General features: G+C 70.7%; 23 protein-coding genes. 11 read left to right on the top strand and 12 right to left on the bottom strand.

Features of this window, described 5'->3' with window-relative positions:
* Positions 1 to 16: 16 nt before the first annotated feature.
* Entirely contained in the window at positions 17 to 2,008 is a 1,992-nt protein-coding gene (locus AB0L64_RS39120; protein ID WP_363718024.1) for an MMPL family transporter, read from the bottom strand.
* A gap of 92 nt (positions 2,009 to 2,100) precedes the next feature.
* Here AB0L64_RS39120 and AB0L64_RS39115 point away from each other — a divergent pair, with 92 nt between their 5' ends.
* Positions 2,101 to 2,586 carry a MarR family winged helix-turn-helix transcriptional regulator gene (locus tag AB0L64_RS39115; protein WP_363718023.1) on the top strand — a complete coding sequence of 162 codons (486 nt, stop codon included), beginning with the start codon at positions 2,101 to 2,103 and terminating at the stop codon, positions 2,584 to 2,586.
* Positions 2,587 to 2,592: 6 nt separating this feature from the next.
* Here AB0L64_RS39115 and AB0L64_RS39110 read toward each other — a convergent pair whose 3' ends face one another.
* Positions 2,593 to 3,948: an NAD(P)/FAD-dependent oxidoreductase gene (locus tag AB0L64_RS39110; protein ID WP_363718022.1), complete on the bottom strand. Its 1,356-nt coding sequence runs from the start codon at positions 3,946 to 3,948 to the stop codon at positions 2,593 to 2,595.
* Positions 3,949 to 4,108: 160 nt separating this feature from the next.
* On the opposite strand from AB0L64_RS39110, the gene AB0L64_RS39105 reads away from it, so the two are divergent.
* From AB0L64_RS39105 to AB0L64_RS39095, 3 genes are read left to right on the top strand one after another with little or no spacing between them, the layout of a single operon-like run.
* Positions 4,109 to 4,714, top strand: coding sequence for a muconolactone Delta-isomerase family protein (locus tag AB0L64_RS39105; RefSeq protein WP_363718021.1), 606 nt, complete (start codon positions 4,109 to 4,111; stop codon positions 4,712 to 4,714).
* Complete coding sequence (locus AB0L64_RS39100; protein WP_363718020.1) at positions 4,711 to 6,195, top strand: MFS transporter; 1,485 nt, start codon at positions 4,711 to 4,713, stop codon at positions 6,193 to 6,195. Before AB0L64_RS39105 ends, AB0L64_RS39100 begins: the two co-directional genes overlap by 4 nt.
* A 21-nt stretch (positions 6,196 to 6,216) precedes the next feature.
* A complete protein-coding gene (locus AB0L64_RS39095) occupies positions 6,217 to 6,945 on the top strand; it encodes an SDR family oxidoreductase (protein WP_363718019.1) in 729 nt (242 codons plus the stop codon).
* Here the strand turns inward: AB0L64_RS39095 and AB0L64_RS39090 are convergent.
* On the bottom strand, positions 6,942 to 9,734 hold the full coding sequence (locus AB0L64_RS39090) for an AAA family ATPase (RefSeq protein WP_363718018.1): 2,793 nt from the start codon (positions 9,732 to 9,734) through the stop codon (positions 6,942 to 6,944). The two genes, AB0L64_RS39095 and AB0L64_RS39090, sit on opposite strands and share 4 nt — an antisense overlap.
* A 309-nt stretch (positions 9,735 to 10,043) precedes the next feature.
* Here AB0L64_RS39090 and AB0L64_RS39085 point away from each other — a divergent pair, with 309 nt between their 5' ends.
* Entirely contained in the window at positions 10,044 to 10,631 is a 588-nt protein-coding gene (locus AB0L64_RS39085; protein WP_363718017.1) for a hypothetical protein, read from the top strand.
* 2 nt (positions 10,632 to 10,633) lie between these two features.
* Here AB0L64_RS39085 and AB0L64_RS39080 read toward each other — a convergent pair whose 3' ends face one another.
* The gene (locus AB0L64_RS39080; RefSeq protein WP_363718016.1) at positions 10,634 to 11,227 is read right to left on the bottom strand and encodes a TetR/AcrR family transcriptional regulator; all 594 of its coding nucleotides are present in this window, start codon (positions 11,225 to 11,227) and stop codon (positions 10,634 to 10,636) included.
* Positions 11,228 to 11,312: 85 nt separating this feature from the next.
* On the opposite strand from AB0L64_RS39080, the gene AB0L64_RS39075 reads away from it, so the two are divergent.
* Positions 11,313 to 11,702 (top strand): nuclear transport factor 2 family protein, encoded by a 390-nt coding sequence (locus AB0L64_RS39075; RefSeq protein ID WP_363718015.1) that lies wholly within the window; start codon positions 11,313 to 11,315, stop codon positions 11,700 to 11,702.
* Positions 11,699 to 12,121 (top strand): hypothetical protein, encoded by a 423-nt coding sequence (locus AB0L64_RS39070; RefSeq protein ID WP_363718014.1) that lies wholly within the window; start codon positions 11,699 to 11,701, stop codon positions 12,119 to 12,121. Before AB0L64_RS39075 ends, AB0L64_RS39070 begins: the two co-directional genes overlap by 4 nt.
* A gap of 65 nt (positions 12,122 to 12,186) precedes the next feature.
* Here the strand turns inward: AB0L64_RS39070 and AB0L64_RS39065 are convergent, their stop codons facing one another.
* Positions 12,187 to 12,948, bottom strand: coding sequence for a GAF and ANTAR domain-containing protein (locus AB0L64_RS39065; RefSeq protein ID WP_363718013.1), 762 nt, complete (start codon positions 12,946 to 12,948; stop codon positions 12,187 to 12,189).
* Positions 12,949 to 13,053: 105 nt separating this feature from the next.
* Between AB0L64_RS39065 and AB0L64_RS39060 the strand changes: the two genes are divergently transcribed.
* A complete protein-coding gene (locus tag AB0L64_RS39060) occupies positions 13,054 to 13,473 on the top strand; it encodes a hypothetical protein (protein ID WP_363718012.1) in 420 nt (139 codons plus the stop codon).
* A gap of 219 nt (positions 13,474 to 13,692) precedes the next feature.
* On the opposite strand, the gene AB0L64_RS39055 is transcribed toward AB0L64_RS39060, so the two are convergent.
* Positions 13,693 to 14,133: an Hsp20/alpha crystallin family protein gene (locus AB0L64_RS39055; RefSeq protein ID WP_363718011.1), complete on the bottom strand. Its 441-nt coding sequence runs from the start codon at positions 14,131 to 14,133 to the stop codon at positions 13,693 to 13,695.
* 133 nt (positions 14,134 to 14,266) lie between these two features.
* Here AB0L64_RS39055 and AB0L64_RS39050 point away from each other — a divergent pair, with 133 nt between their 5' ends.
* Positions 14,267 to 14,911, top strand: a complete 645-nt coding sequence (locus tag AB0L64_RS39050) for a hypothetical protein (RefSeq protein WP_363718010.1) — start codon at positions 14,267 to 14,269, stop codon at positions 14,909 to 14,911.
* Complete coding sequence (locus AB0L64_RS39045; protein ID WP_363718009.1) at positions 14,908 to 15,192, top strand: hypothetical protein; 285 nt, start codon at positions 14,908 to 14,910, stop codon at positions 15,190 to 15,192. The genes AB0L64_RS39050 and AB0L64_RS39045 overlap by 4 nt, the downstream gene beginning before the upstream one ends.
* A gap of 144 nt (positions 15,193 to 15,336) precedes the next feature.
* Here the strand turns inward: AB0L64_RS39045 and AB0L64_RS39040 are convergent, their stop codons facing one another.
* From AB0L64_RS39040 to AB0L64_RS39030, 3 genes are all read right to left on the bottom strand, one after another.
* Entirely contained in the window at positions 15,337 to 15,822 is a 486-nt protein-coding gene (locus AB0L64_RS39040; protein WP_363718008.1) for a CinA family protein, read from the bottom strand.
* Positions 15,823 to 15,861: 39 nt separating this feature from the next.
* A complete protein-coding gene (locus AB0L64_RS39035; protein ID WP_363718007.1) occupies positions 15,862 to 16,227 on the bottom strand; it encodes a TraR/DksA C4-type zinc finger protein in 366 nt (121 codons plus the stop codon).
* A gap of 127 nt (positions 16,228 to 16,354) precedes the next feature.
* Complete coding sequence (locus AB0L64_RS39030) at positions 16,355 to 17,296, bottom strand: TIGR03560 family F420-dependent LLM class oxidoreductase (protein WP_363718006.1); 942 nt, start codon at positions 17,294 to 17,296, stop codon at positions 16,355 to 16,357.
* Positions 17,297 to 17,479: 183 nt separating this feature from the next.
* On the opposite strand from AB0L64_RS39030, the gene AB0L64_RS39025 reads away from it, so the two are divergent.
* Positions 17,480 to 17,701 carry a hypothetical protein gene (locus tag AB0L64_RS39025; RefSeq protein ID WP_363718005.1) on the top strand — a complete coding sequence of 74 codons (222 nt, stop codon included), beginning with the start codon at positions 17,480 to 17,482 and terminating at the stop codon, positions 17,699 to 17,701.
* Between the two features lie 743 nt (positions 17,702 to 18,444).
* On the opposite strand, the gene AB0L64_RS39020 is transcribed toward AB0L64_RS39025, so the two are convergent.
* The 3 genes from AB0L64_RS39020 to AB0L64_RS39010 all read right to left on the bottom strand — a co-directional run bounded on the left by AB0L64_RS39020 (position 18,445) and on the right by AB0L64_RS39010 (position 21,094).
* Complete coding sequence (locus AB0L64_RS39020; protein WP_363718004.1) at positions 18,445 to 19,029, bottom strand: GerMN domain-containing protein; 585 nt, start codon at positions 19,027 to 19,029, stop codon at positions 18,445 to 18,447.
* A 65-nt stretch (positions 19,030 to 19,094) separates the two neighbouring features.
* Positions 19,095 to 20,396: a HAMP domain-containing sensor histidine kinase gene (locus AB0L64_RS39015; RefSeq protein ID WP_363718003.1), complete on the bottom strand. Its 1,302-nt coding sequence runs from the start codon at positions 20,394 to 20,396 to the stop codon at positions 19,095 to 19,097.
* Positions 20,393 to 21,094, bottom strand: coding sequence for a response regulator transcription factor (locus tag AB0L64_RS39010; RefSeq protein WP_363718002.1), 702 nt, complete (start codon positions 21,092 to 21,094; stop codon positions 20,393 to 20,395). The genes AB0L64_RS39015 and AB0L64_RS39010 overlap by 4 nt, the downstream gene beginning before the upstream one ends.
* Positions 21,095 to 21,218 lie beyond the last annotated feature (124 nt).

Here is a 21,218-nt window from a genome sequence, read left to right as displayed (position 1 = left end):
AGGCTGCCGTAGGCACCTATTGCCCGGACCTGCTCGGCCACCAGAACCGGTCGCCGAGCAGGAAGGCCAGCGCCGGGACGACGACCGTGCGGACGAGCAGGGTGTCGAGCAGGACGCCGGCACAGACGATCACCCCGACCTGGGTCAGCGTGATCAGCGGGAGCACGCCGAGCACCGCGAAGACGGACGCCAGCAGCAGCCCGGCGCTGGTGATGACGCCGCCCGTCACCCGGAGCCCGGTCAGCATGCCTTCCCGGGTGCTCGTGGTCCGCGCCTCCTCGCGAGCCCGCGTGGTCAGGAAGATGTTGTAGTCGACGCCGAGTGCCACGAGGAACAGGAACGACAGCAAGATGACCTGTCCGTCGAGGGCAGGGAAGCCCAGGAGATGGTCGAACAGCAGCCAGCTGGCCCCGAAGCTCGCGAAGAACGACGCGATGACGGTCAGCAGCAACAGCACAGGTGCCAGCACGGACCGCAGTACGGCGACCAGGACCGCCCCCACCAGCAGCAGGATCAGCGGCATGATCAGCAGCCGGTCGCGCTGATCGGCCTCGTTCGAGTCGAGGGTCTCGGCCGCGCCGCCGCCGACCAGGACGTCCGTCCCGACCTGGTCGAGCCGCTCGCGGAGGTCCCGGACCACGGCGAAGGACTCGGCGCTTCCCGGCTCGGCGGTCAGCACCACGTCGTACGAGGCGAGTTGGTCGTTGCGGGCGCCCGGCCGGACCTCGGCGACACCGGGTGCGTCCTTGATCGACGCCGCCACCGTGGATGCCTGCTGCGCGGGACCGATCACCGTCAGCGGCTCCGTGGAGCCGGCCGGGAACGCCTCCGCCAGGATCTTCGCGCCGCGCACCGCCTCCGGCTCGACCCGGAACTGCTCGTTCTGTGCGAGACCGGTGCGGACGCCGAACGTGCCGAGCGCGAGCCCGGCGAGAACGAGGGTGGACAGCACGAGCACCACGGCCGGCCGGCGCGCGACAACCGCCCCGAGGCGGCCCCACAGCTTGCCCTCGGTCGCGGGGTCACCCACCCGCGGCACGAACGGCCAGAACACCTTCCGTCCGAACAGCACCAGGACCGCGGGCAGGACGACGAGCCCGGCGACCATCGCGAGGGCGATACCGATGATGCATCCGATCGCGATCCCGACCAGCGTCTCGGTGCTCGCGAGCAACAGCAGCGCAAGCGCGGCGATGACGGTGCCACCGCTGGCCAGGATCGGTTCGGCGACCCGGCGTACGGCGAGCGCCATCGCGTAGCCCGGTCGCTCCTCGTGCCGGAGGATCTCGCGGTACCGCGCGATCAGGAGCAGTGCGTAGTCCGTGGCGGCGCCGAAGACCAGGACGCTGACGATCCCGGTGACCTGTCCGCCGCCGGGAATCCCGAGGCGTGAGAGGACCTGGTCGGACACGCTGGTCGTGACCTGCTCGGTGAGCCCGACGACGATCAGTGGAAGAAGCACCAGGCCGGGACTGCGATACGTCAGCAGGAGCAGCAGCGCGACCACTGCGGCGGTGACGATGATCAGCTTGCTGTCGGCGCCGTCGAAGACCTTGGTGAGGTCGGTGGTGAAGGCAGCGGGACCGGTGACGGCGGTCTCCAGGCCGGACGGCAGACCGCGCAGCTTCTCGCGCAACTGGTCGACGGCTGTGGCGATCGCGGCGTCGTCGCGCTCCGGCAGGGGGAGTACGGCGAGTGCGACGCGCCCGTTCTCCGGGACCTGCAACGGCGCCCGCACGCCGACCGAGGCGGCCTTGGCCTGCGCCGCGGACCGGTCGGCGGCGGTCAGCGAGCCGCCGTCGGACCGGCTGAACACGATCAGCACGGCGGAACCGTCGGCCTGGGGGAGCTCCGCGCGAAGCTGCTCGACCTGCGCGGACTCGGCCGCGGTCGACAGGCCCGTCGCGGATCTGGGCGCGGCCTCGCCCGGGCTGGGCAGCAGCAACGCCGCGGCCGCCAGCAGGACGGCGACGAGGACGACGAAGGCGGCCGTGCGCCGACTGCGCACCAACCGGGCCGGACCTGGCACAGTGACTCCCAACGAGGCCTAGAAAACTCGATGATCAAGTATCTTGATTTCCAAGACATTAGGAGGTGGAGGTGGTGGAGCGCAAGGCCCGGTCCCCACAGGACGACCTCGTCGGCCTGGTGCAGATGCTCGTCGCGGAGGGGCAGCGGATCGCGCACGTGTTCGCACAGCGGCACGGCGTCCACGGCACCGACGTCGAGGCGCTGGTGCGGATCCTCGTCGCCGGTGAGCGCGGACGGCCGCTGACGGCCGGCCAGCTGGCCGCCGAACTGGGACTGACGACCGGGTCCGTGACGACCCTGCTCGACCGGCTCGAACGTGCCGGTCACGTCCAGCGGGAACGCGATCCGGCCGACCGGCGCCGGGTGATCCTGCGGTACGGCGAGCCCGGCCGCGAACTCGCCGGCCGGTTCTTCACGCCGCTGGGAGCCCATCACCGCGCGGCCACCAGCGAGTTCACGCCCGCCGAGCTCGAGGTCGTCAAGCGCTATCTGACGGCGTCCATCGACGCGTTCCGCGCGTACCGCTCGGAGCTGAGCGAGCAGCCCAAGCGCTGAGGCGTATCAGCGTGCGGTGACTTGGGCCTCCAGATCGCGCAACGCCTGGAGGAAGGCTTCGGAGAACGTCGGGAACGGCTGGATGACGTCGAGCATGACGGGCAGCGGGACCTTTGCGCGGATCGCCAGCGTGGCTTGTTGCAGCCACTCGCCGGCTTCCGGGCCGACGGCGTACGCGCCGGTGATCAGGGTTCCGTCCGAAACCAGCGTCAGGAAGCCGGGCTGGGTGTCGTACGAGCGGAGGTACGTCGCGGTTCGTGGCACACCGGACAGTTGCACGGTGGCCACGAACGCGCCGTCCGCGGCGCCGACCGACGCCGCCTGCGGGTAGCAGTACACGACCCGCGGCACCGCTTGGTAGTTCGCCGTCCGGGGCCTGCCGAGAATGTTGCTTGCGGCAACACGTCCCTGGTACTCACCGACGTGCGTCAGTTGCCACAGACCGGTGACGTCGCCGAGCGCCCAGATGCCGGGAGCTGCCAGCAGTGTGTCGTCGACCGGGACGCCGCGCGGATCGGGATCGATGCCGACGGTCTCCAGCCCGATGCCGTCGACCCGCGGCCGGCGGCCGGTCGCGACCAGGATCCGGTCACCCGTCACCTGCGTCGCGTCGCTCAGGTCGACCACGTACGTCGATCCCGCGAGCGCGACGCGCTCCGCGCCGGTGCCGACCCGGACGTCCACGCCGTCCGCGGTGAGTGTGGTCGCGACCGCTTCGCCGACCGCCCGGGGTTCGCGGGGGAGCAGGTGCTCGCCGCGCTCGAGCAGCGTCACGGTCGCGCCCATCCGGGCCAGTGCCTGACTCATCTCGACCCCGGTGGCTCCGCCGCCCAGGACGATCAGCCGGTCCGGGACGTCGACCAGCCCGGTGACGTCGCGGTTCGTCCACACACCGGGCAGGTCCTGGAGTCCGGGGACCGGCGGGATCACCGGGTCGGCGCCGGTCGCGACCACGATCGCGTCCGCGGTGCAGGTCCGGTCGTCCACCGCGACGGTGTGCGGACCCGCGAGCCGGCCGTGACCGCGCAGGACCTCGATCCCGGCGCCCTTGGCCCACGAGACCTGACCGGAGTCGTCGTACCCGGAGACCATGAAGTCCCGCCAGCCGAGGGCAGCGGAGACGTCGAGCGAGCCGGTGACGGCCTCCCGGGCGCCGGGCGCGTCGAGCGCCTCGGCCAGCGCCTCACCGGGGCGCAGCAAGGTCTTCGACGGGATACAGGCCCAGTACGAGCACTCGCCGCCGAGCAGTTCACGCTCCACGACGGCGACGCGCGCGCCGCCCTTGGCCAACGTCGCGGCACAGTGCTCGCCCGGTGCCCCGGCGCCGAGCACGATCACGTCGTACTCGTGCTTGCTGTCCATTGCGCACTCCCTTCGGTTGCGTCCAGGGTGGCGCGCACCACGTGGCCGCCGGGCCAGTGACTGTCCCTGGTTTTCGCGACCAGGGACCGTCACTGGTGTCGTGGTGGCCGGGCGCGGCGGATCGTGGGATCCGGGGGCATCCACGAGCCGGAGGCTGGACATGGAATTTCTCGTCACGATGACGACCCGGGTGCCGGACGGTGTCACCGAGGCCGAGGTCGCCGAAGTGCGCGCCCGGGAGGCCGCCCATTCCGCGGATCTGGCCGGGCAGGGCCACCTGAAGCGTTTGTGGCGTCCGCCGCCGGCACCCGGTCAGTGGCGAACGCTCGGTCTGTTCGCGGCGGACGACGCCGCGGCGCTCGAGGTCGTCCTGGCGTCGATGCCGTTGCGGATCTGGCGGACCGACGAGGTGACCGAGCTGTCCGCCCACCCGAACGATCCGGGGCCCGATCGGATCGCGCTCGATCCGGGCGCCGGCGAGTTCTTCACGACGTTCGTCGTGGCCGTCCCGTCCGACGCGACCGCCGCCGACGTCGACGCCATGACTGCGCGGGAGGCGCGGCGGACGCGGGAGCTCGCGGCCGCGGGACAGCTGATCCGGTTGTGGCGGCTTCCGGGGGACGGCCGCAACCTCGGCCACTGGCAGACCGCAGAGGCCGAGCTGCTCCGGAAGATCGTCGACAGCCTGCCGATGGCGCCCTGGCTCTCGGTCGACACGCTGCCCCTGACCCGGCACCCGAGCGATCCCGGAACGGTCGCGCGATGACGACACGGAACGAGCCCGCGGCCGGCGGGGCGTCGTACGCCGGGATCGCGATCCGTGGGCGGGCCGGGGCCTTGCTGGTGGCGGCGACGGTGCTGGCCTCGATGGTCGGCTTCATCGACGCCTACATGATCAACGTCGCGATCCCCGCGATCGGCCGCGACCTCGGGACCGGTGTGACCGGGCTGCAATGGATCCTGACCGGCTACCTGGTGACGGTCGCCTCGATGCTTCTCCTCGCCGGCGCGCTGGCCGATCACTTCGGCTGGCGCCGGCTCCTGATGATCGGCCTCGGCGTCATGCTGATCGCGTCGCTGTGCTGCGCGGCTGCCCCGAACACCGCGGCGCTGATCGCGACGCGAGTCGTGCAGGGAGCCGGCGGAGCGATGGTCGTGCCCAGCAGCCTGGCCTTGCTCAACGGCACCTTGCGGCCCGCGGACCGTGCCAAGGGGATCGGCATCTGGGCAGGATTGTCGACCCTCGGTACGACGCTCGGGCCGTACGGCGGAGGCTGGCTGATCGATCACGCCTCCTGGCGGTACGTGTTCCTGCTGAACGTTCCGCTGATAGCAGCGGCGCTCTGGGTTCTGCGCGGCGTACCGGAAGTCAGCCGCCCGCGTCGGGACCTCTCTGTCGACGTCCTCGGCGCTCTGCTCACCGTCGTCGGACTGGGCGGCGTGATCTATGCGCTGACCGCAGGACCGTCCGACGGATGGGGGAGCGCGACGGTGCTGGTCCCGGGCGGTGTCGGCGTGGTCTGTCTCGCCGCCCTGGTCCCGGTGGAGCAACGACAGGCAGCGCCCATGCTGCGCACGGCGCTCTTCCGGATCCGCCAGTTCGTCGCCATCAACGCCGCGACGGTCCTGTTCTACGGCGCACTGTCCGCCGCGAGCTACCTCGTCGTCCTGCAATGCCAGTTGCAGCTGGGGTACAGCGCAACCGAGGCGGGTGCGGCGCTGATCCCGGAGTCGGTGGTGTTCTTGCTCGTCTCGCCGTTCACCGGCGCTCTGGTGGCCCGGGTCGGCGTCCGCTGGCCGATGGCCGTCGGCATCCTGATCGTGGCCGGCGGATTCGCGTGGTTGTCGGCGGCGAGCCCGGGCGACAGCTACCTGAGCGCGATCCTGCCGGGCGCGCTGTTGTGGGGGCTCGGCATCGGGCTGACGGTCGCGCCGCTGACGGCCGGCGTCCTGGCTGCCGTCGACGACGCCGACCTCGGCGAGGCGTCGGCGATCAACGACGCCGCCTCCCGGGTCGGAGGCGTGGTGCTGATCGCGCTCGTCCCCGCGCTGCTGGGCGTCGGCGGCTCGGACGACCTCGTCCAGCCGCTCGGGCACCGGTACCAGACGGCGATGCTCGTGATGGCGGCTCTCAGCGTGGTCGCCGCGGTGATCACCCTCGGGTACGTCGCCCGCGGCCGCCCACCCGCCACCCAACTGCCGGCGACGCCGCGGGTTCACGGCTGCGCCGTCCCGGTGTCCACCTGACCTGAGGAGAGGGAGAACACGATGAACGGCAGTCTCGACGGGCAGCGTGTGGTCGTGATCGGCGGCAGCTCGGGGATCGGGCTGGCGACGGCCCACCAGGCCCGTAGTGCCGGCGCCCGGATCGTCGTCACCGGCCGGAATCCCGAGCGGCTCGCCGCGGCCGCCGCCGAGGTCGACGCCGAGAGCGCGCCGATCCTGGACCTGGGTGATCCGGACCGTCTCGCGCAGGTCTTCGCCGACCTTCCCGCGGACCTCGATCACGTCCTGGTCAGCGGCGGCGGGCCGTTCTACGCACCGATCGCCGAGCTGGACTTCGACTGGGCGCTGCGGGTGTTCGACGAGGATCTGGTCGGCGCCCTCCGCATCGCGCGGTTGTGCATCGGACGGGTCCGGGCCGGCGGCTCGCTCACCTTCATCAGCGGGACCGGCGCGCGCCGGCCCGGTATCGGCCTGAGTGTCGCGGCGATCGGGACCGTCGCGCTGCAGGCGATCGCCGCCAACGCCGCGCTGGAGCTCGCCCCGATCCGGGTGAACGCGGTCGCCGCCGGGTTCGTCGACACGCCGCTGTCGGCGCGGCTGCTCGGCGACCAGCTCGAGGCCCGCCGCGCCGACCTGCGGGCCACCCTGCCGATCCGGCGGGTGGTCGGCCCGGACGATGTCGCCGCGCTGATCCTGCACCTGATGACGAACACGGCGCTCACCGGAGCGACGTACGACGTCGACGGCGGTCAGCAGCTGCTGCGGCACTAACCGGCGGCCTCGCTGACCGCGTCCGGCAGGGCGTCGCGCAGCTGCCGGCGCGAGCTGATGGCGAGCTTGTCGAAGATCTTGCGGAGGTGCCATTCGACGGTGCGAGGGCTCAGGAAGAGTCTGCTGCCCACCTCGGGGTTCGACAGGCCGTCGCGGACCAGCAACGCGATCTGGAGCTCCTGCGGCGTGAGTTCGTCACTCGTGCCCGGTCCGTTCGTCCGTCGGCGCACCGTCTCTCCGGTCGCCTGCAACTCGCGGCGCGCCCGCTCGGCGAACGCGGCCATGCCGATCGACGCGAACAGGTCGTACGCCGCACGCAGCTCGGCCCGCGCTTCTCCGCGGCGCGTGCGGCGACGCAGCCACTCGCCGTACAGCAGATGTGCCCGTGCCAGGTCGGGGCGCAGCCTGGTCCCGGTGAGGTGTTCGATCGCCTCGAGGTACGCACCCTCCGCGGTCGGGCCGTCGTCCAGCAGACCTCGCGCGCGTGCCTCGATACCGCGGCCCCAGCGCTCCTCGGTGTCCAGGGTCTTGTCCTGCAACAGGCCGAGTGCGGCGGCAGCCTCGCGCGGGCGTCCGCTGCGGACGGCCGCCTCGATCTGCTCGCTCAGCGCCCACGACGACACGAACAGCTCCGGTGTGTCTTCGCTCGCGGCGACGGCCCACGGCAACGCTTCGCTGTGGCGGCCGAGGCCGTTCAGTACGACGGACCGCGCCCAGCGCGCGTACTGCGCCGCCGTACCCTGCCCTCCGGCGATCGCGCTCTCGATGGTCTCGTCGATCAGCGGGAACGCCTCGTCCGGGAGCCCGCGCAGGGCAGCCAGCACCAGCCCGCCGTACGGCAGGACGTGCGCGCCGGTCGCCTCGCGGACCGCGTCGGCCTCGGCCCGCAGCGAGGTCGCCTCGGCGAAGTCGCCGGCCAGCGCGGCGACCTGGCCGAGCACGTTGACCCCGACCGCCAGTACCGCCAGCGCGCCGGCACCGCGCGCCACCTCGACCTGCCGGGTGGCGGTCGACAGGCACGCCTCGAAGTCCCACGCGGTCGCCGCGGCCGCGGTGGCCAGCCAACCCCAGCGCAGCACCTCCTCGACCGAGGCACCCTGATCACCGAACGCGTGGGCAGCCTGTTTGAGCAGTGGCACGGCACGAGGACGGCCCTCGCCGAACAGCAACGCGAACCCGTCCAGCAGGACGTCGGAGCTGCGGCCGGGGGTCTCCGGCCGGGGCGCCGCCTCGGCCGCCGCCGAGACGTCGCGCAGACTCGGGTCCGTGGCCAGCTGACCAGCGAACAGAGCCGCACTCCAGGCGTCGAGATACGTGTCGCGTGCGAGCCGTACGTCGAGCGGCTCGAGCGTCTTGGCCGCGCGCAGGAGCAGGCCGGGCGCGTCCCCGCCGCGTTGCTGCGCGTACGCCGCCTCGGCGCGGAGCAGATCGATCCGGGCCCGGCCGAGACCGTCGAGCTTCCCGGCCTCGGCTGTCGCCAGCAGCGCCCAGGCCGTCCCGAACGCGCCGGCCTGCAGACTGGCCTGCGCGCCCGCCAGCGCGCGCTCGGTCCGGCGGACGGGGTCGCGGGTCAGCGCGACCGCCCGCTGCAGGAAGGCAGCGGCGGCGGCGAAACCGCCCCGAGCCTGCGCACGACCCGCGGAGCGCTCCAGCTCGAGGGCGACGTCCTCGTCGGGTCCGGTTGTGGCGGCGGCCAGATGCCAGGCACGCCGGTCGGGATCGGTCGCCGAGTCCGTCGCTCCGGCCAGCGCCAGATGCACCGCGCGCCGCTCCGTCTCGGACGCCGAGCCGTACAGCGCCGACCGGACCAGCGGATGGCGGAACGTCACCCGCTCACCCAGGCTCATCAGCCCGTCGATCTCGGCGAAGGCCACCTCGATCCCGAGCTGGTCGGCTGCCCGGCGGACGAGCACCGGATCGCCGATCGGCTCGGCCGCCGCGACCAGCAGGAGCCGACGGGTCGGCGCGGGCAGGGTGTCGGCCTGCCGCAGGAAGCTCTGCTCGATGCGGCCGGGCAGCTCCTGGCCGCCGAGCAGGCCGAACCCGGCCGCGAGCTGCGTCGCGGTCAGGCCGCGCGGCAGCTCGAGCAGGGCGAGCGGGTTGCCGCCGGTCTCGGCGACGATCCGCCGGCGCACCGGCTCGTCGAGCAGGAACTCGACGGCCGAACCGAGCAAGGCGTGGGCCTCGTCGGCCGGCAGCCCCTCGACCTGGAGCTCGGCGAGACCGTGCAGCTCGACACCGATCTCGCGGGCGCCGAACAACAATCCGACCGCCTCGGCGCCGATCCGGCGGGCGACGAACCCGAGCACCTGCGCGGTGGCCGTGTCGAGCCATTGCACGTCGTCGACGACCACCAGGACCGGCCGTTCACCGGCCAGGTCGGAGATCAGGCTGAGCACCGCGAGCCCGACCATGAAGCGGTCCGGAGCGGGGCCCGGCGCCAGCCCGAACACGGTCGCGAGCGCCCGGCGCTGCGGCTCGGGGATCCGGTCCAGCCGATCGAGGAGCGGCGCGCACAGCTGGTGGAGCGCCGCGAACGCCAGCTCCATCTCCGACTGGACGCCGACCGCCCGCAGCGTGCTGACGTCCGTCGCGGATTCGGCCGCGTAGGTCAGCAGGGCGGTCTTGCCGACGCCGGCCTCGCCGCGAACGACCAGGACCCGGCTCCTGCCGTTGCGGACATCGGTCAGTAACTGGTCCAGGACTGCCCGTTCCGCCCGCCGACCGAGAAGCTGCGCAGGTTGCGTTCGCTCCGCCCCCAGGTCGCGGAACCCGTCTCCACGTCCCAAACCGTCCGCCGCCCTTTCGCGGTACGCCTACGACGCGCCGAGTCCGTCCCGCCGCGGTCTGCCGAACCGCTCCAGCCTAAGACCGCGAGACCGTTGCCGGAAGCAGCCCGCGGGCCACGGCCAGCCCGTCGACCCAGGCGCCGGCGCGGACCAGTGCGGCGCCACCGCGCCGTACATCCTCGACGTCAACCTCTGCGCAGCCGCCCACATCACCCGCTTCCGGGGCATCACCTGATCTGCTACCTGCGGGGGACCTGATCCCCTCCCGCGAGGGAGGTCCCGGCGCGGTCGGCTCGCGAGGATCCTGGTATGAACCTCACCAAGAAGCTCGTCGCCCTGACCGTTGTGGCTACCACCGCTGTGGCCGGGATCTCCACCGCGCAGGCCGCTCCCAAGGTGGCTCGCGTCACCGGTGCGGCCGACTTCATGCTGCCGTTCGCCCCGGACGACGACGTACGCCACTTCGCCTTCGACGCCACGGCCGCGCCGTACACCCGCCCGATCCCCGGCGCGCCGATCGGGCTGCCGACCGATGCGCGCGGCACCGTGCAGATCTCGCACTACGTCGCCGCCTGGAAGCAGACCATCCGCGCCGAGGGAACGGTGGACTGTCTGGTCACCGGGCCGGGCGTCGCCTCGCTGACCGCCAAGATCACGAGAGCGGACGAGCCGGTCAAGGACTGGGTCGGCAAGCGGCTCGGCTTCAGCGTCCTGGACAACGGCAAGCACGATCGCGTCGGACTGTCCTGGACCGTCGTCAACCTCACCCAGAACGCGTCCGGTCAAACCGAAGAGGCGCCGGTCGGCACCTGCATGTCACCGGCCCCGTTCGCGCCGGTGACGAAGGGCGACTACAAGGTCCGGCACGTCGAGCTGCCGCCCCTGCCGGAAGGGTGACGTCAGCTCGGCGGCAGGCCCAGCACCCCGCGGACCGCCCGCATGGTCAACTCTTTGTCGTGCGGCGGTCCGCCGACTGCGGCGGTGACGCCCTCGAGGGCACCGAGGTACGCCGAGGCGAGTGCGCGCGGCGGCGGGCCGGCGGGAATCGAGCCGGTCCGCCGGCCGCGGGTGATCAGCTTGGCGATCGTGTCCTTCAAGGGCGTCATCAGTTCGGTGAGTGCCTTCGTGACGGCGTGGTCGCGGCCGGCGAACTCCACCCGCAGGCTCATCAGCACCGCGGCGACGTCGCGCCGGCAGTAGATCGCGTGCGCCTGCGCCGTCCACAGCAGCCGCTCGGCCGGGTCGGCGATCGCCTCCGCGGGGTCGCCGACCTCGGCACGCCAGGTGCGAGACACCCAGTCGATGACGGCGAGTGCGAGCTCCTCCTTGTTCGCGAACTGGTGGTACAGCGCGCCGCGGGTGTATCCCGCCTCGCGGGCGATGTCGTCGAGCCGCACGTTCCCGTAGCCGTACGTCGAGAAGCCTCTCGCCGCGGCCTCGAGCAGCTTGTTCCGGGTCAGCTCGATCCGCTCCGCCTGCGTCCGCCGTTTCACACCATCATCATACATTCACGCATGTATGTATGTGTGAGGCAGCTCGCGTTGCCGGGGATGTCGCGGCGGGCGTAGCTTCCAGACCATGAGCGATGATTCCGGACAACCCGCCGTACGGAAGTTCTACGACAGCCTGGCCGCACACGACCCGGCTGCCCTGCGCGATGCCGTTCACGAGGATTTCGTCCTCACATTGAGTCCCGGCCTGCCGCTCCCGGTCGACCGTGAGTTCCGCGGCCGTGAGTCCGCGGTGCGCAACCTCTGGGGCCGGCTGGCGGACGGCGTCGAGCTGCACTGCGAACCGGATCGTCTGCTTCCGGTGGCGCCGAACGAGTTCGTTGTCCTGGGCCACTATCGCGGCGATGGCTGGCGGGCGCCGTTCGCCCACATCCTGACCACGAAGGACGGCCGGCTCCTGTCCTTGCGGCAGATCACCGACACCCGCTGTTGGCCTGAGCTGATGGCAGCCTCATGAACGCGACCGCGTTCCGGGTCGGAGCCGTCACCTGGACCGTGACCGGCGTCGGCCACACCGTCCTGAGCTTCTTCCTCCCCAGCGACCCGGAGCTGGACGCCGTCATGCGGGCGAGCCAGTTCGAGATCGGCCCACTGCGGCTCAACGCCGAGTCCCTGCACCGCGGCGTGAGCCTCGTCATGGGCCTGGCGGTGATCGTCGTGGGCGCGCTCCTGTGGATGATCGCCGACACACTCCGAACCGCTCCGGATCGCCTGCGCCCGTACGGGATCGTCGCTTTGATCGCAACGCTCCTGGCTTTGGCGATCGCCGCACTGTGGGTCCCGGGCCCGCCCCTCGTAACCTTCTCCGTCGCCACCATCGCCTTCTGCGCCGCCCTGTTCACCAAGTCACCGACCCGCGCGACGGCTACGCACTGACCGCGCGCGATCGGTCGTGCGGCCCTGCCATCCGGCGCTCCGGCACAGGGCCCGGCGGACTTTCGTCAGCGGGGGAGTTTGCGGGTGTCGACGAGTTCCTGGGCGACGTCGCGGAGCTTGCGGTTGTTGTCCTGGGAGTAGCGCCGCAAGACCTCGAATGCTCGCTCGTCGTCGAGGTCGAAGCGTTCCATCAGGATGCCCATCGCCTGACCGACCAGCTTCCGGGCGTCGACCGCGGCGGCGAGGTTGACTTCGTTGCGGGCGCTCGCGACGGCGACCGAGGCGTGCCGGGCGAGGATCTCGGCGATCGCTTCCTCGTCGGGCCCGAATCCGCCCGGCTGGGTCGAGTACAGACCCAGCACGCCGACGACGGAACCTCCGGTGTGCAACGGGACGTCGAGGACGCTTCGCACGCCGAGCTCGAGGACCTTCGCGGACCATTCCGGCCAGCGGTCGTCGGTTTCGGTGTCCTCGACGCGCACGACGGAGTGGTCGCGCATCGATTCGGTGAGTGGGCCCTGCCCGCCGTCCACCTGCAGCTTGTAGATCTCGGCCACCAGCGGGTCGGTCACCGCCGGGATCTCCAGCCGCCGGGGCCGGCCCGAGATCAGCGCGACGCCGGCGTGGGAACAGCTCAGCGCCTGTAAGGCGAACTCGACCACGGCGTCGACGGTCTCTTCGATCCCGCCGGAGTCGTGCAGGTCGAGGGCGAGCTGGGCGAACCGGTCGGCCGAGGTGAGTTCGCGCGACCTGATCTGAGGCGCGCAGTCGCTCTGGCGACGGGGGTGTCCGGCCAGATGCCCTTGGTGTAGCGCGGCTGTGCTCATAGCGTCAAGGTAGCTTGACGGCGAACCGGCGTCAAGATAGCTTGACGCCATGGGTCATCGGCGCAACGCCGGTCGACGAGATATCTTGACGAGATGGGTGGTGACATGGCACAGCCTCCGTTGGCCGCGGACGACAGGGGTATGGAGGAGCTGCTCGGCGTACTGCGGGTCAGCGATCGGCGCGAGTCGTACGAGCGCCGCATTGCGGAAGCCGAGGGTGCCGGCCGGCCCGTCACGTCGCTCGTGAAGGCGTTGGGAAACCTGCCGGGCGTGACCGGACTGGAAGCACTTCAGGCCAGCCGGCGGTTGGTCGAGCTCCTCACCGGCGCGCGTTGGCACATGATCCGGCAGGCCCGGGAAGAGGGCTCCAGCTGGAGCCAGGTCGGCAGCGCGCTGGGAATGAGCAAGCAAGCGGCGTACGACTTCTACCGCCGCAAGCTCGACCAGCAGGACGCTTCGAACGACCCTGAGGCCAGCAGCTCAGCTCGTTCACGAGCGGCGCAGGGCGCGAACGCCAACGGCTGAGGACTCGGCCGCGGCAGGTGAGGTGTGACGTGGCGGCCTCGCCGGTGGGATGCCGTCCCGGTGGCCGCTGCACGTGTTTCGCATGACCCTCTCGGTGCCGCGGGCCGCCACGTCACGCACTCGGTTTGCTGTGGTGATGCCGTACTCGACTGGTTTTCACTGGGTTGCGATGTGGGCGGCGCTCGCCGATCCGCTCAGATGAACCACCACCTTCAGCCGTCAGGCGTTGATCTGTTTCTGGCTGTCGGCACCGGCGATCGCGATCCGCCGCGGCTTGGCCCGTTCGGCGATCGGGATCCTCAGCGTCAGGACGCCGGCGTCGTACTGCGCCTCGATCTTGTCGGTGTCCAGCGTCTCGCCGAGGAACAGCTGCCGGGAGAAGACCCCGAGCGGCCGCTCGGCCACCTGCATCTCGACGCTGTCCGGAACCTCCGGCGGACGCCGCTCCGCCTTCACCGTCAGCACGTTGCGCTCCACATCCAGGTCGATCGCGTCCGGCGACACACCGGGAAGATCGAAGGCGATCACGTACTCGTCGCCCGAACGGTAGGCGTCCAGCGGCATCGGGCTCGGCCGCGACCAGCTCCCTTGGCTCCCCGCGCCGGAGACCTGCTGCGTCAGTCGGTCGAGCTCCCGGAACGGGTCTGTGCGCATCAACATCTGTCCTGCACCTCCTGATCGTCGATGGAATCGGTGGTGTCAACACGCACTCCTGTTCTAACATGTCATCGAAACGATGACAAGATCCGTTGTCAGCATCTTGACGACATATGACGCCAGATCGGAGTAGCGGGTGACCAGCAGAAAAGACACGGGCGATCGACTCCGCGGGCTCGAGCTGCTCGAGACGCCCGGCGCGCTCGCGGACGCCGACGCCGAGCAACTGCTCGCCACCCTCACGACACTGCATCGCCTGCGCGCGTACTTCGACCAGTGGGAGCCCGTGCTCGTCGACGCCGCCCGCGACCGCGGCGCGACCTGGGCCGACATCGCACCGACGCTCGGCCTCGCCAGCCGCCAGGCCGCCGAGCGGCGCTACCTACGGCTGAAACCCCATGCCGCCGACCAGCCGGACACCACGCGCGAGCGGCGGGTCCAAGCTGCTCGTGACCGCCGCTCGGGGGATCGCGCCGTCGCGGGGTGGGCCCGCGACAACGCCGCGGACCTGCGCCAGCTCGCCGGGCGGATCACCGCCCTGCCGTCCGACAGCTCCAATCCGTCCGCGGCCGGAGCGGCTCCCGCGATCGACCGCCTCCGCGACGCACTCGGCGGCAACGACCCGGCCGACCTGATCCAGCCGCTGACCGCCGCCGGCCCCGAACTCCGCGCCACCCACCCGAGCCTGGCCGACCAGATCACCGTCATCTCCGAGACGGCCGACACCATCCGCACCGCCGACCTTGCCCGCCGCACCCCGCCAGGAGGCCCCGAGAAATGACCCACCTTCCCGTGCCCAGCACGCGCCCGGACGGACGCACCACGAACCACGACCGCACCGAGTCCCGCCGCGAAGCCGGATGCGAGGCCGGATACATCGAGACGTACTACGCGGACGGCGCGTGGTGTTCACGACGGTACGACAGCGACATCCCGTTCGCGGACGGGGACGAGGAGCTGGAGCAGATCGCCCTCGGCTCCCAGGTCGCCCGCTGGAACCGGCTGCCGCACGTCATCCGTGCGGCCGACGGCAGCATCACCGAGACGATTCCCGCACCGTGACATTCGGCGGCCTGATCCGAGGCGCCCACACCCATCAGTTGGGGGTGGGAAAGTTTGCGGGGTGGCCGGTACGCGAAACCGTCCGCCGCCCAGGCAAAGCGGGCCGGACATCTCCGCGTCGAGACCGGCAAAGGTCAAAGGGATTCAAGCCGCAACCAGGTCGTGAAGCATCCGCAGTGCGTGAAAGGTGGCTTGGGCAACCACTTGTGCGGGATCACCCTCGAACACGTTGTGGCGGACGTGTTCCGTCGACAGGTAGTGGACAGCCGCGTACACGGTGCCGGCCGGATGCCCCTCGTCCGGCTCTGGTCCGCCGACGCCGGTCACTGCCACGGCGACGTCTGCTCCGAGGAGGCGGGCAACTCCACGGGCCAACTGGGCCGCGCAGCGCGGCGTCACCACCGGACCTGGATCGACGTCCAAGACCTTGAACTTGACGTCCGCCGCGTACGCCACGACTCCGCCGGCGAACCAGGAACTCGCCTCCGTCGCCGCCCCGAGCGCGCTGGCGACGGCGCCGCTGGTGAGTGACTCGGCGACGGCCACGCGAAGCCCGGCCGCGAGTACCGCACGGCCTATCCGCTCCGCGATCTCCGCGGTGTCCGCGTCAGGCATGGTGCTGTCAGACATGGTGACCCTGCGGTACCCCTCGGCATGCCTACCGGCTTGCTATCGGCCCACCGGCCTCGCGTCCCTCGCCTGGCGGTGCTCGCATCGCAGACAGAGCCTCACAGTCGGTATCGCTCGGAGACGATGCAGTGGAAGCATCTCCCCGCACATCTCGCAGGCGCCGAAGACACCCGTGGCAAGGCGGGACAGCGCGGCGTCGATCTCTTCCAACGCCCGTACCGCCCCGGCCTTCAGCACGGCCCGCACCTCCGCCACCGCCGGCGAGAAGGGCGTGGTCTCCTCGCGGGCCAGATCCATCAGTTGATCCAGCCGGAACTGACGTTCCTGACACAACTCCCAGCGGAACCAATCCACGTCCATCGCGGCTTCGCTCCGCCGTACCTCGGTCGATCGCTCCTGGCTCATCGACAGCCTCCTCGTACGAGGTGACAAACTCAGGCCGCTTTTTGACCGTCCGGAAGGAGATCGCTCCTCAGCGCTTCCGTGTTGTAACCACGCCTCATGTACCCCGCCGCAACCCCGGTCAGTCGGATCAGAGCCCGACGATCTCGGCGAAGTCCCGGATCGCGCCGGGATCGGTCGACTGGTGGAAGCCAATCACCAACTCGTCGACGCCGGCCTTCTCGTACGCCGCGACCCGTGCTCGGACCGTCTCCGGCGTGCCGTAGAGCAGGTACGACGCGAAGTCACCGGGATAGAACGCGCCCATGCTCGGGTGGAGTTGCGCCTGGGCAGCCTCGTCCGTATCGGTCACCAGCGCGCCGGTCGTCGCAGTGACCTTGATCGAGCCGGCGTTCCGGCCGACGTCCGCGGCGTGCTTGCGCAGGATCTGCAGCTTGCGCTCGATGTCGGCAGGCGACGTCATCAGATTGCAGACGTCCGCGAACTCGGCGACGATCCGGAGCGTCACCTTTTCACCGCCGCCGGCGATCATCAGCGGGATGCGCGGTGTCTGGACGCCCTTCGGCTGCACCATGGCGTTCTTCAGCGAGTAGAACTCGCCGGTGAAGTCGCTGACCTCGTCCGTCCACAGCGACTGGATCACCTGCACGGCCTCGCGCAGCTCGCGAAGTCGCCGGCCCGCGCCGGGGAACTCGTACCCGAACGCGGCGTAGTCGGCCTCGTACCAGCCCGCGCCGATCCCGAAGGTCAGACGCCCGCCGGAGAGCACGTCGAGTGTCGAGGCCATCTTCGCCTGCAGGGCAGGGTTCCGATAGCCGTTGCCGGTGACGAGTTGGCCGACGCGGATCCTGGTGGTCGCCCGGGCCACCGCGGTCAGGAGGGTCCACGCCTCGAACAGGTAGCGGTTCGACGGCGGGATGGTCTGCAGGTGATCCGGCAGCCAGACCTCCGCGAACCCGGCGGATTCGGCGGTCTGCGCCAGCTGGATGATCCGCTCGACCGCATCCACCGGATCGCTGAACGACGACAGATCACTGCCGAAGCCGGTGGGGAGGAACAGATTGAACTTCATCGTCGGGCTCCTGCTTCGTCTGGCCGACCTGGCACGACGCGGCCAGGCTGTCGAGAGGTACTGACCGGACGAACCCGCGAAAGGAATCGCTCTCCCGGCTGTGCGCTTCAGGGCGCCGCATAGGAGTCGGTGCGGTGGGCACCGGGTTGGTGTCCACGTGGTGCCGGACGGTTGGAGGTTCTGATGCCTGGTAAGTCGGCGAATGTGAAGAACGAGAAGCAGTACGAGGCACTCAAGGACAAGGGGATGTCCAAGGAGCGTGCGGCGAAGATCGCCAACTCGCCGAAGGCCAGTGAGCACGGCGGCAAGCAGAGCGGCAAGGGTGGCTCCAGCAGTCAGGGCGGCACCACGGCCCAGAAGAAGAAGGCCGGCCGCAAGGGCGGAAAGGCCGCCGCCAAGAACTGACCCACGGACGCGCGACCTGGTTCTGACAGTGATCGGGCACGTCGGATGGTGTCGCCGGTGTCGTTGTTGTCATCGGATGGGGCGGCTTTCGCCTGCCGCACCTTGCGCCAGGTCCGGCGCGGCAGGCGAAAGCCGGTCTCGGGGGTGTCTTCGACCAGACTTCCGGAGGAAACAATCAAGCGCTTGGAAGGTCATACCATCGCTGCCTCCGCAGAGCCAGAGAAGTTGATTTCGCAGTCACCGCGCTGACTCGGCACGACCGTTGCTGCAGTGGTGTCAGCGGTCAGATTTCAGGAAGTCCGGTGCTCCGCCGGTCCGGAGGGCGTCCGCCTCGAGCCACGCGGCCGTCTCGAGGGGGTGCCGGCGTTCTATCTCGCTGAGGAGATACTGCCGTGCCTCTGCGGCCGTCGCGGTGTGCTCGGCGTGCAGAGCACGGACAAGCTCCGCTCCGGTGGCACGCCAGACCGAATAGAGCTCAGCGTCGGACCAGTCGGCGAGCCGCGCCGGCACCTGCAACCCGGGAGCGGCCGTTGCGGGCTTCGGCTTCCGGCGGAGTCGTGAGACCGCCGCCAGAACTGTCCGGATGGATCGGTGAAGCGCCATCGTCAGGTCGGGCGTGGTTCGGTCATCATGCATTCCCTTCGAGCGGTCGTCACCTGTCTAGCGCGCGAGCCGGTCACGGTGCGGGTCAGGTCGCGGAACGTCACGTGATCTCAAAGTTCTCTCAGTGCCACCGTCAACTGCTACCGGCTCCGTAGGGAGTCGTAGTCGGCGGCGGTCAGGGGCGCGGTCGTCAGGGCGCCGTCGGCCAGCAAGGCTTCGACCGGCACCCCGTCGCGCGCGAACGTCACCTGGTCGATGGACTGCACCGCCGTGAGGGACAGGACGATCTGCCCGACGGCGAGGATGTTCTCGGTCGCGGACCTGCCGCCGGTCTGGCCGGACAGTTCGAGGACGACGCGACTGCCTCGGACCTCGACGATCGTCAGGATCAGGCCGGGCGGCAGCGCCGTGGTGATACCGCCGGCCTGTTCCCGGTCGGTCGGTCCCGCAAGCAAGGCGTCGACAACCGCGCTGAGCCCGTCCGCGGGCGTCGTCGTGGGCACCTCGCGCACAAGCGTGACCAGCTTGTCGTCGCGGACGAAGCTCACCTGGACGGCGGGCCTGCCGGTGCTCGGTATGGGCGCCGCCGAGGAGGGGCGAGCGGTGCGCTGCAGGCGGGACGGGATCTCGCCGGAGGCGATCGGCGCCGGTTCGTCCTGCATCGGAACGCCGCAGCCGGCGAGAACGAGCACCGCGGCCGCGAGGCAGACGACGGCGTTCCTCACGACTCTCGCTCCGCTTCCGGGAGCCGTACGACGAACCGCGCGCCGCCGCCGGGCGATGCCGTGCATCACACGGCTCCGTCATGGGCCGCGGCCATCTCGGCCACGAGCGCGAGCCCGAGACCCGTACCCGACGACGACCCGCGCTTCGCCGCGCCGGTGGCGAACCGCTCGAAGACGCTTTCCCGGTCCTCGGGCCGGATGCCCGGACCGCTGTCGTCGACCAGCACGAGCACGTCGTCGCCGGATCGGGTCACTGTGACGCCGGTGAGTCCGTTGCCGTGGGTGTTCGCATTGTCGAACAGGTTGCGGAAGAGCCGGCCGAGACGCGACTTGTCTGCTGCCACGAAAACGTCGTCGCCGTCGGGGAACGCCGGTGGTCCGGCGCCGGCTTCGCCCAGTACCTGTCGCAGGAGCCCGCCGAGGTCGATGACGGTGTTCGGACGGTGGTCGAGTCCGGCGTCGGAGCGTGCGAGTTCGAGGAGGTCGTCGAGCAGCCGCCGGAAGCGCTGCAGATCGGCGGTGACGAGATCGAGAGCCTTCCGGGAGCGTTCGGGAAGCTCGTCGCGCCGGGCGTTCAGCAGGTCGACGCTGCCGACGAGAGTGGTCAGCGGGGACCGGAGTTCGTGACTCACGTCGGCTGCCATCCGTGCGTCTCGCGTGATCCGCTGGTGGAGGGTGTCGACCATGCTGTTGAACGAGCCGACGATGGTGGCGAGCTCGGGATCGTCGGTGGCCGCCAGGCGGCGGTCGAGATCGCCCCCGGCGATCGAGGCGGCCGTGATCGCGACCCGGTTGAGCGGCGTGACCACCGACCGGCTGGCCCAGACCCCCAGCGCCGCCCCGGCCGCGGTGGCCAGCAGCGCGCCGCCGAGGAGGATGCCGCTGAGCAGACGCACTGTGCCGTCGAGTTCGGTCAGCGGGGCGATCTCGTAGAACTCGGCCTCGGCCGTGCGCACCGGGACGCCGACGACGAGGGCCGGACCGTCGGCCGACCGGAACCGCTGGCTGACCGAGCGCCCGGCGGCAATCTCCTGCTGGACCGAGGCCGGTACCGCGTCCCGGCCCTGGTCGAGGGCCGAGGCGTACCACTGGTCGTGCCATCTGAGGATGATCGTGTGCCCGGCGGGTGTCCCGGCAGCGGTCAGCACGGCCGACACGTCCGCGCCCGCGCTCTCGAGCCGTCGCTGCACGAAGACCGCGTCGGCGAAGCTCTGGTGCTGGACGACGCGCTCGCGTTGGGCCAGCAGGTACCCGCGGGCCAGCAGGTACGTGCTGATCGCGAAGACCGCGGACACCAGGAGAGCCACCAGGGAGAAGGCCGCGACGAGCCGGTGCCGCAGGCCGAACGTACGACGTCCGCGCCTCATTGCGGGTCCAGTCGGTAGCCCATCCCTCGGACCGTGACGACGACCTGCGGCCGTCCGGGATCGCGTTCGATCTTGGTGCGCAGCCGCCGGATGTGCACGTCGACGATCCGCTCGTCGCCGTAGTACCCGTGCTCCCACACCTTCTCGAGCAGGCTCGGGCGGCTGAGCACCCGGCCGGGTGGATGCGCGAGCTCGGCCAGCAGGCGATACTCGGTGACGGTCAGCGGGACGTCCCTGCCGTCGAGCATGACGGCCCCGCGCGAGGTGGACAGCACCAGGGCGCGGGCGGGGTCGGAGTCGAGGACGACGTCGGGTTCGGTCGCCTCGGCGCTGCCGCGCAGCCGGCGGCGGAGCGCGCGGATCCGGGCCGTGATCTCCTTCACCTGAAAGGGTTTGGTGACGTAGTCGTCGGCGCCCGCCTCGAGTCCGGCGACGATGTCGTGGGTGTCGGAGCGCGCGCTGACGATGACGATCGGGATGTCGCTGACCCGCCGTACCTCACGGATGCAGGTGTAGCCGTCGACCTCGCCGAGCATCAGGTCGACCATCATCAGGTCGGGCAGCGACGATCTGACGGCCTCCAGCGCCGAGGGCGTGTCGGCGGCCTCGGCGACCTCGTAGCCCTCGTCCTCGAGCGCCAGGCGCAGGACGGCCCGGATGCGATCGTCGTCCTCCACGACCAGGACATGCATAGGCATCGTCACATCCTCGCAACCGAACAGGTTGCCGTGACAGGCGGGCGGGGCATGTCATCCGATCGTAAAGAAGGCGCACCGGTGCGCTCAAACTCCGCGGGCCACAGTGGTGACATCACCCGAAACC

Source organism: Kribbella sp. NPDC051936, assembly GCF_040680955.1.
GTDB lineage: Bacteria > Actinomycetota > Actinomycetes > Propionibacteriales > Kribbellaceae > Kribbella.
This window is presented reverse-complemented; position numbering and strand designations above follow the sequence as displayed.

Coding starts and splice junctions, on each gene's coding strand:
- AB0L64_RS39110 (WP_363718022.1), bottom strand. CDS start 3,948: ATGGACAGCAAGCACGAGTACGACGTGATCGTGCTCGGCGCCGGGGCA.
- AB0L64_RS39105 (WP_363718021.1), top strand. CDS start 4,109: ATGGAATTTCTCGTCACGATGACGACCCGGGTGCCGGACGGTGTCACC.
- AB0L64_RS39100 (WP_363718020.1), top strand. CDS start 4,711: ATGACGACACGGAACGAGCCCGCGGCCGGCGGGGCGTCGTACGCCGGG.
- AB0L64_RS39095 (WP_363718019.1), top strand. CDS start 6,217: ATGAACGGCAGTCTCGACGGGCAGCGTGTGGTCGTGATCGGCGGCAGC.
- AB0L64_RS39085 (WP_363718017.1), top strand. CDS start 10,044: ATGAACCTCACCAAGAAGCTCGTCGCCCTGACCGTTGTGGCTACCACC.
- AB0L64_RS39075 (WP_363718015.1), top strand. CDS start 11,313: ATGAGCGATGATTCCGGACAACCCGCCGTACGGAAGTTCTACGACAGC.
- AB0L64_RS39070 (WP_363718014.1), top strand. CDS start 11,699: ATGAACGCGACCGCGTTCCGGGTCGGAGCCGTCACCTGGACCGTGACC.
- AB0L64_RS39065 (WP_363718013.1), bottom strand. CDS start 12,948: ATGAGCACAGCCGCGCTACACCAAGGGCATCTGGCCGGACACCCCCGT.
- AB0L64_RS39060 (WP_363718012.1), top strand. CDS start 13,054: ATGGCACAGCCTCCGTTGGCCGCGGACGACAGGGGTATGGAGGAGCTG.
- AB0L64_RS39055 (WP_363718011.1), bottom strand. CDS start 14,133: ATGTTGATGCGCACAGACCCGTTCCGGGAGCTCGACCGACTGACGCAG.
- AB0L64_RS39045 (WP_363718009.1), top strand. CDS start 14,908: ATGACCCACCTTCCCGTGCCCAGCACGCGCCCGGACGGACGCACCACG.
- AB0L64_RS39040 (WP_363718008.1), bottom strand. CDS start 15,822: ATGTCTGACAGCACCATGCCTGACGCGGACACCGCGGAGATCGCGGAG.
- AB0L64_RS39035 (WP_363718007.1), bottom strand. CDS start 16,227: ATGAGCCAGGAGCGATCGACCGAGGTACGGCGGAGCGAAGCCGCGATG.
- AB0L64_RS39030 (WP_363718006.1), bottom strand. CDS start 17,296: ATGAAGTTCAATCTGTTCCTCCCCACCGGCTTCGGCAGTGATCTGTCG.
- AB0L64_RS39025 (WP_363718005.1), top strand. CDS start 17,480: ATGCCTGGTAAGTCGGCGAATGTGAAGAACGAGAAGCAGTACGAGGCA.
- AB0L64_RS39015 (WP_363718003.1), bottom strand. CDS start 20,396: ATGAGGCGCGGACGTCGTACGTTCGGCCTGCGGCACCGGCTCGTCGCG.
- AB0L64_RS39010 (WP_363718002.1), bottom strand. CDS start 21,094: ATGCCTATGCATGTCCTGGTCGTGGAGGACGACGATCGCATCCGGGCC.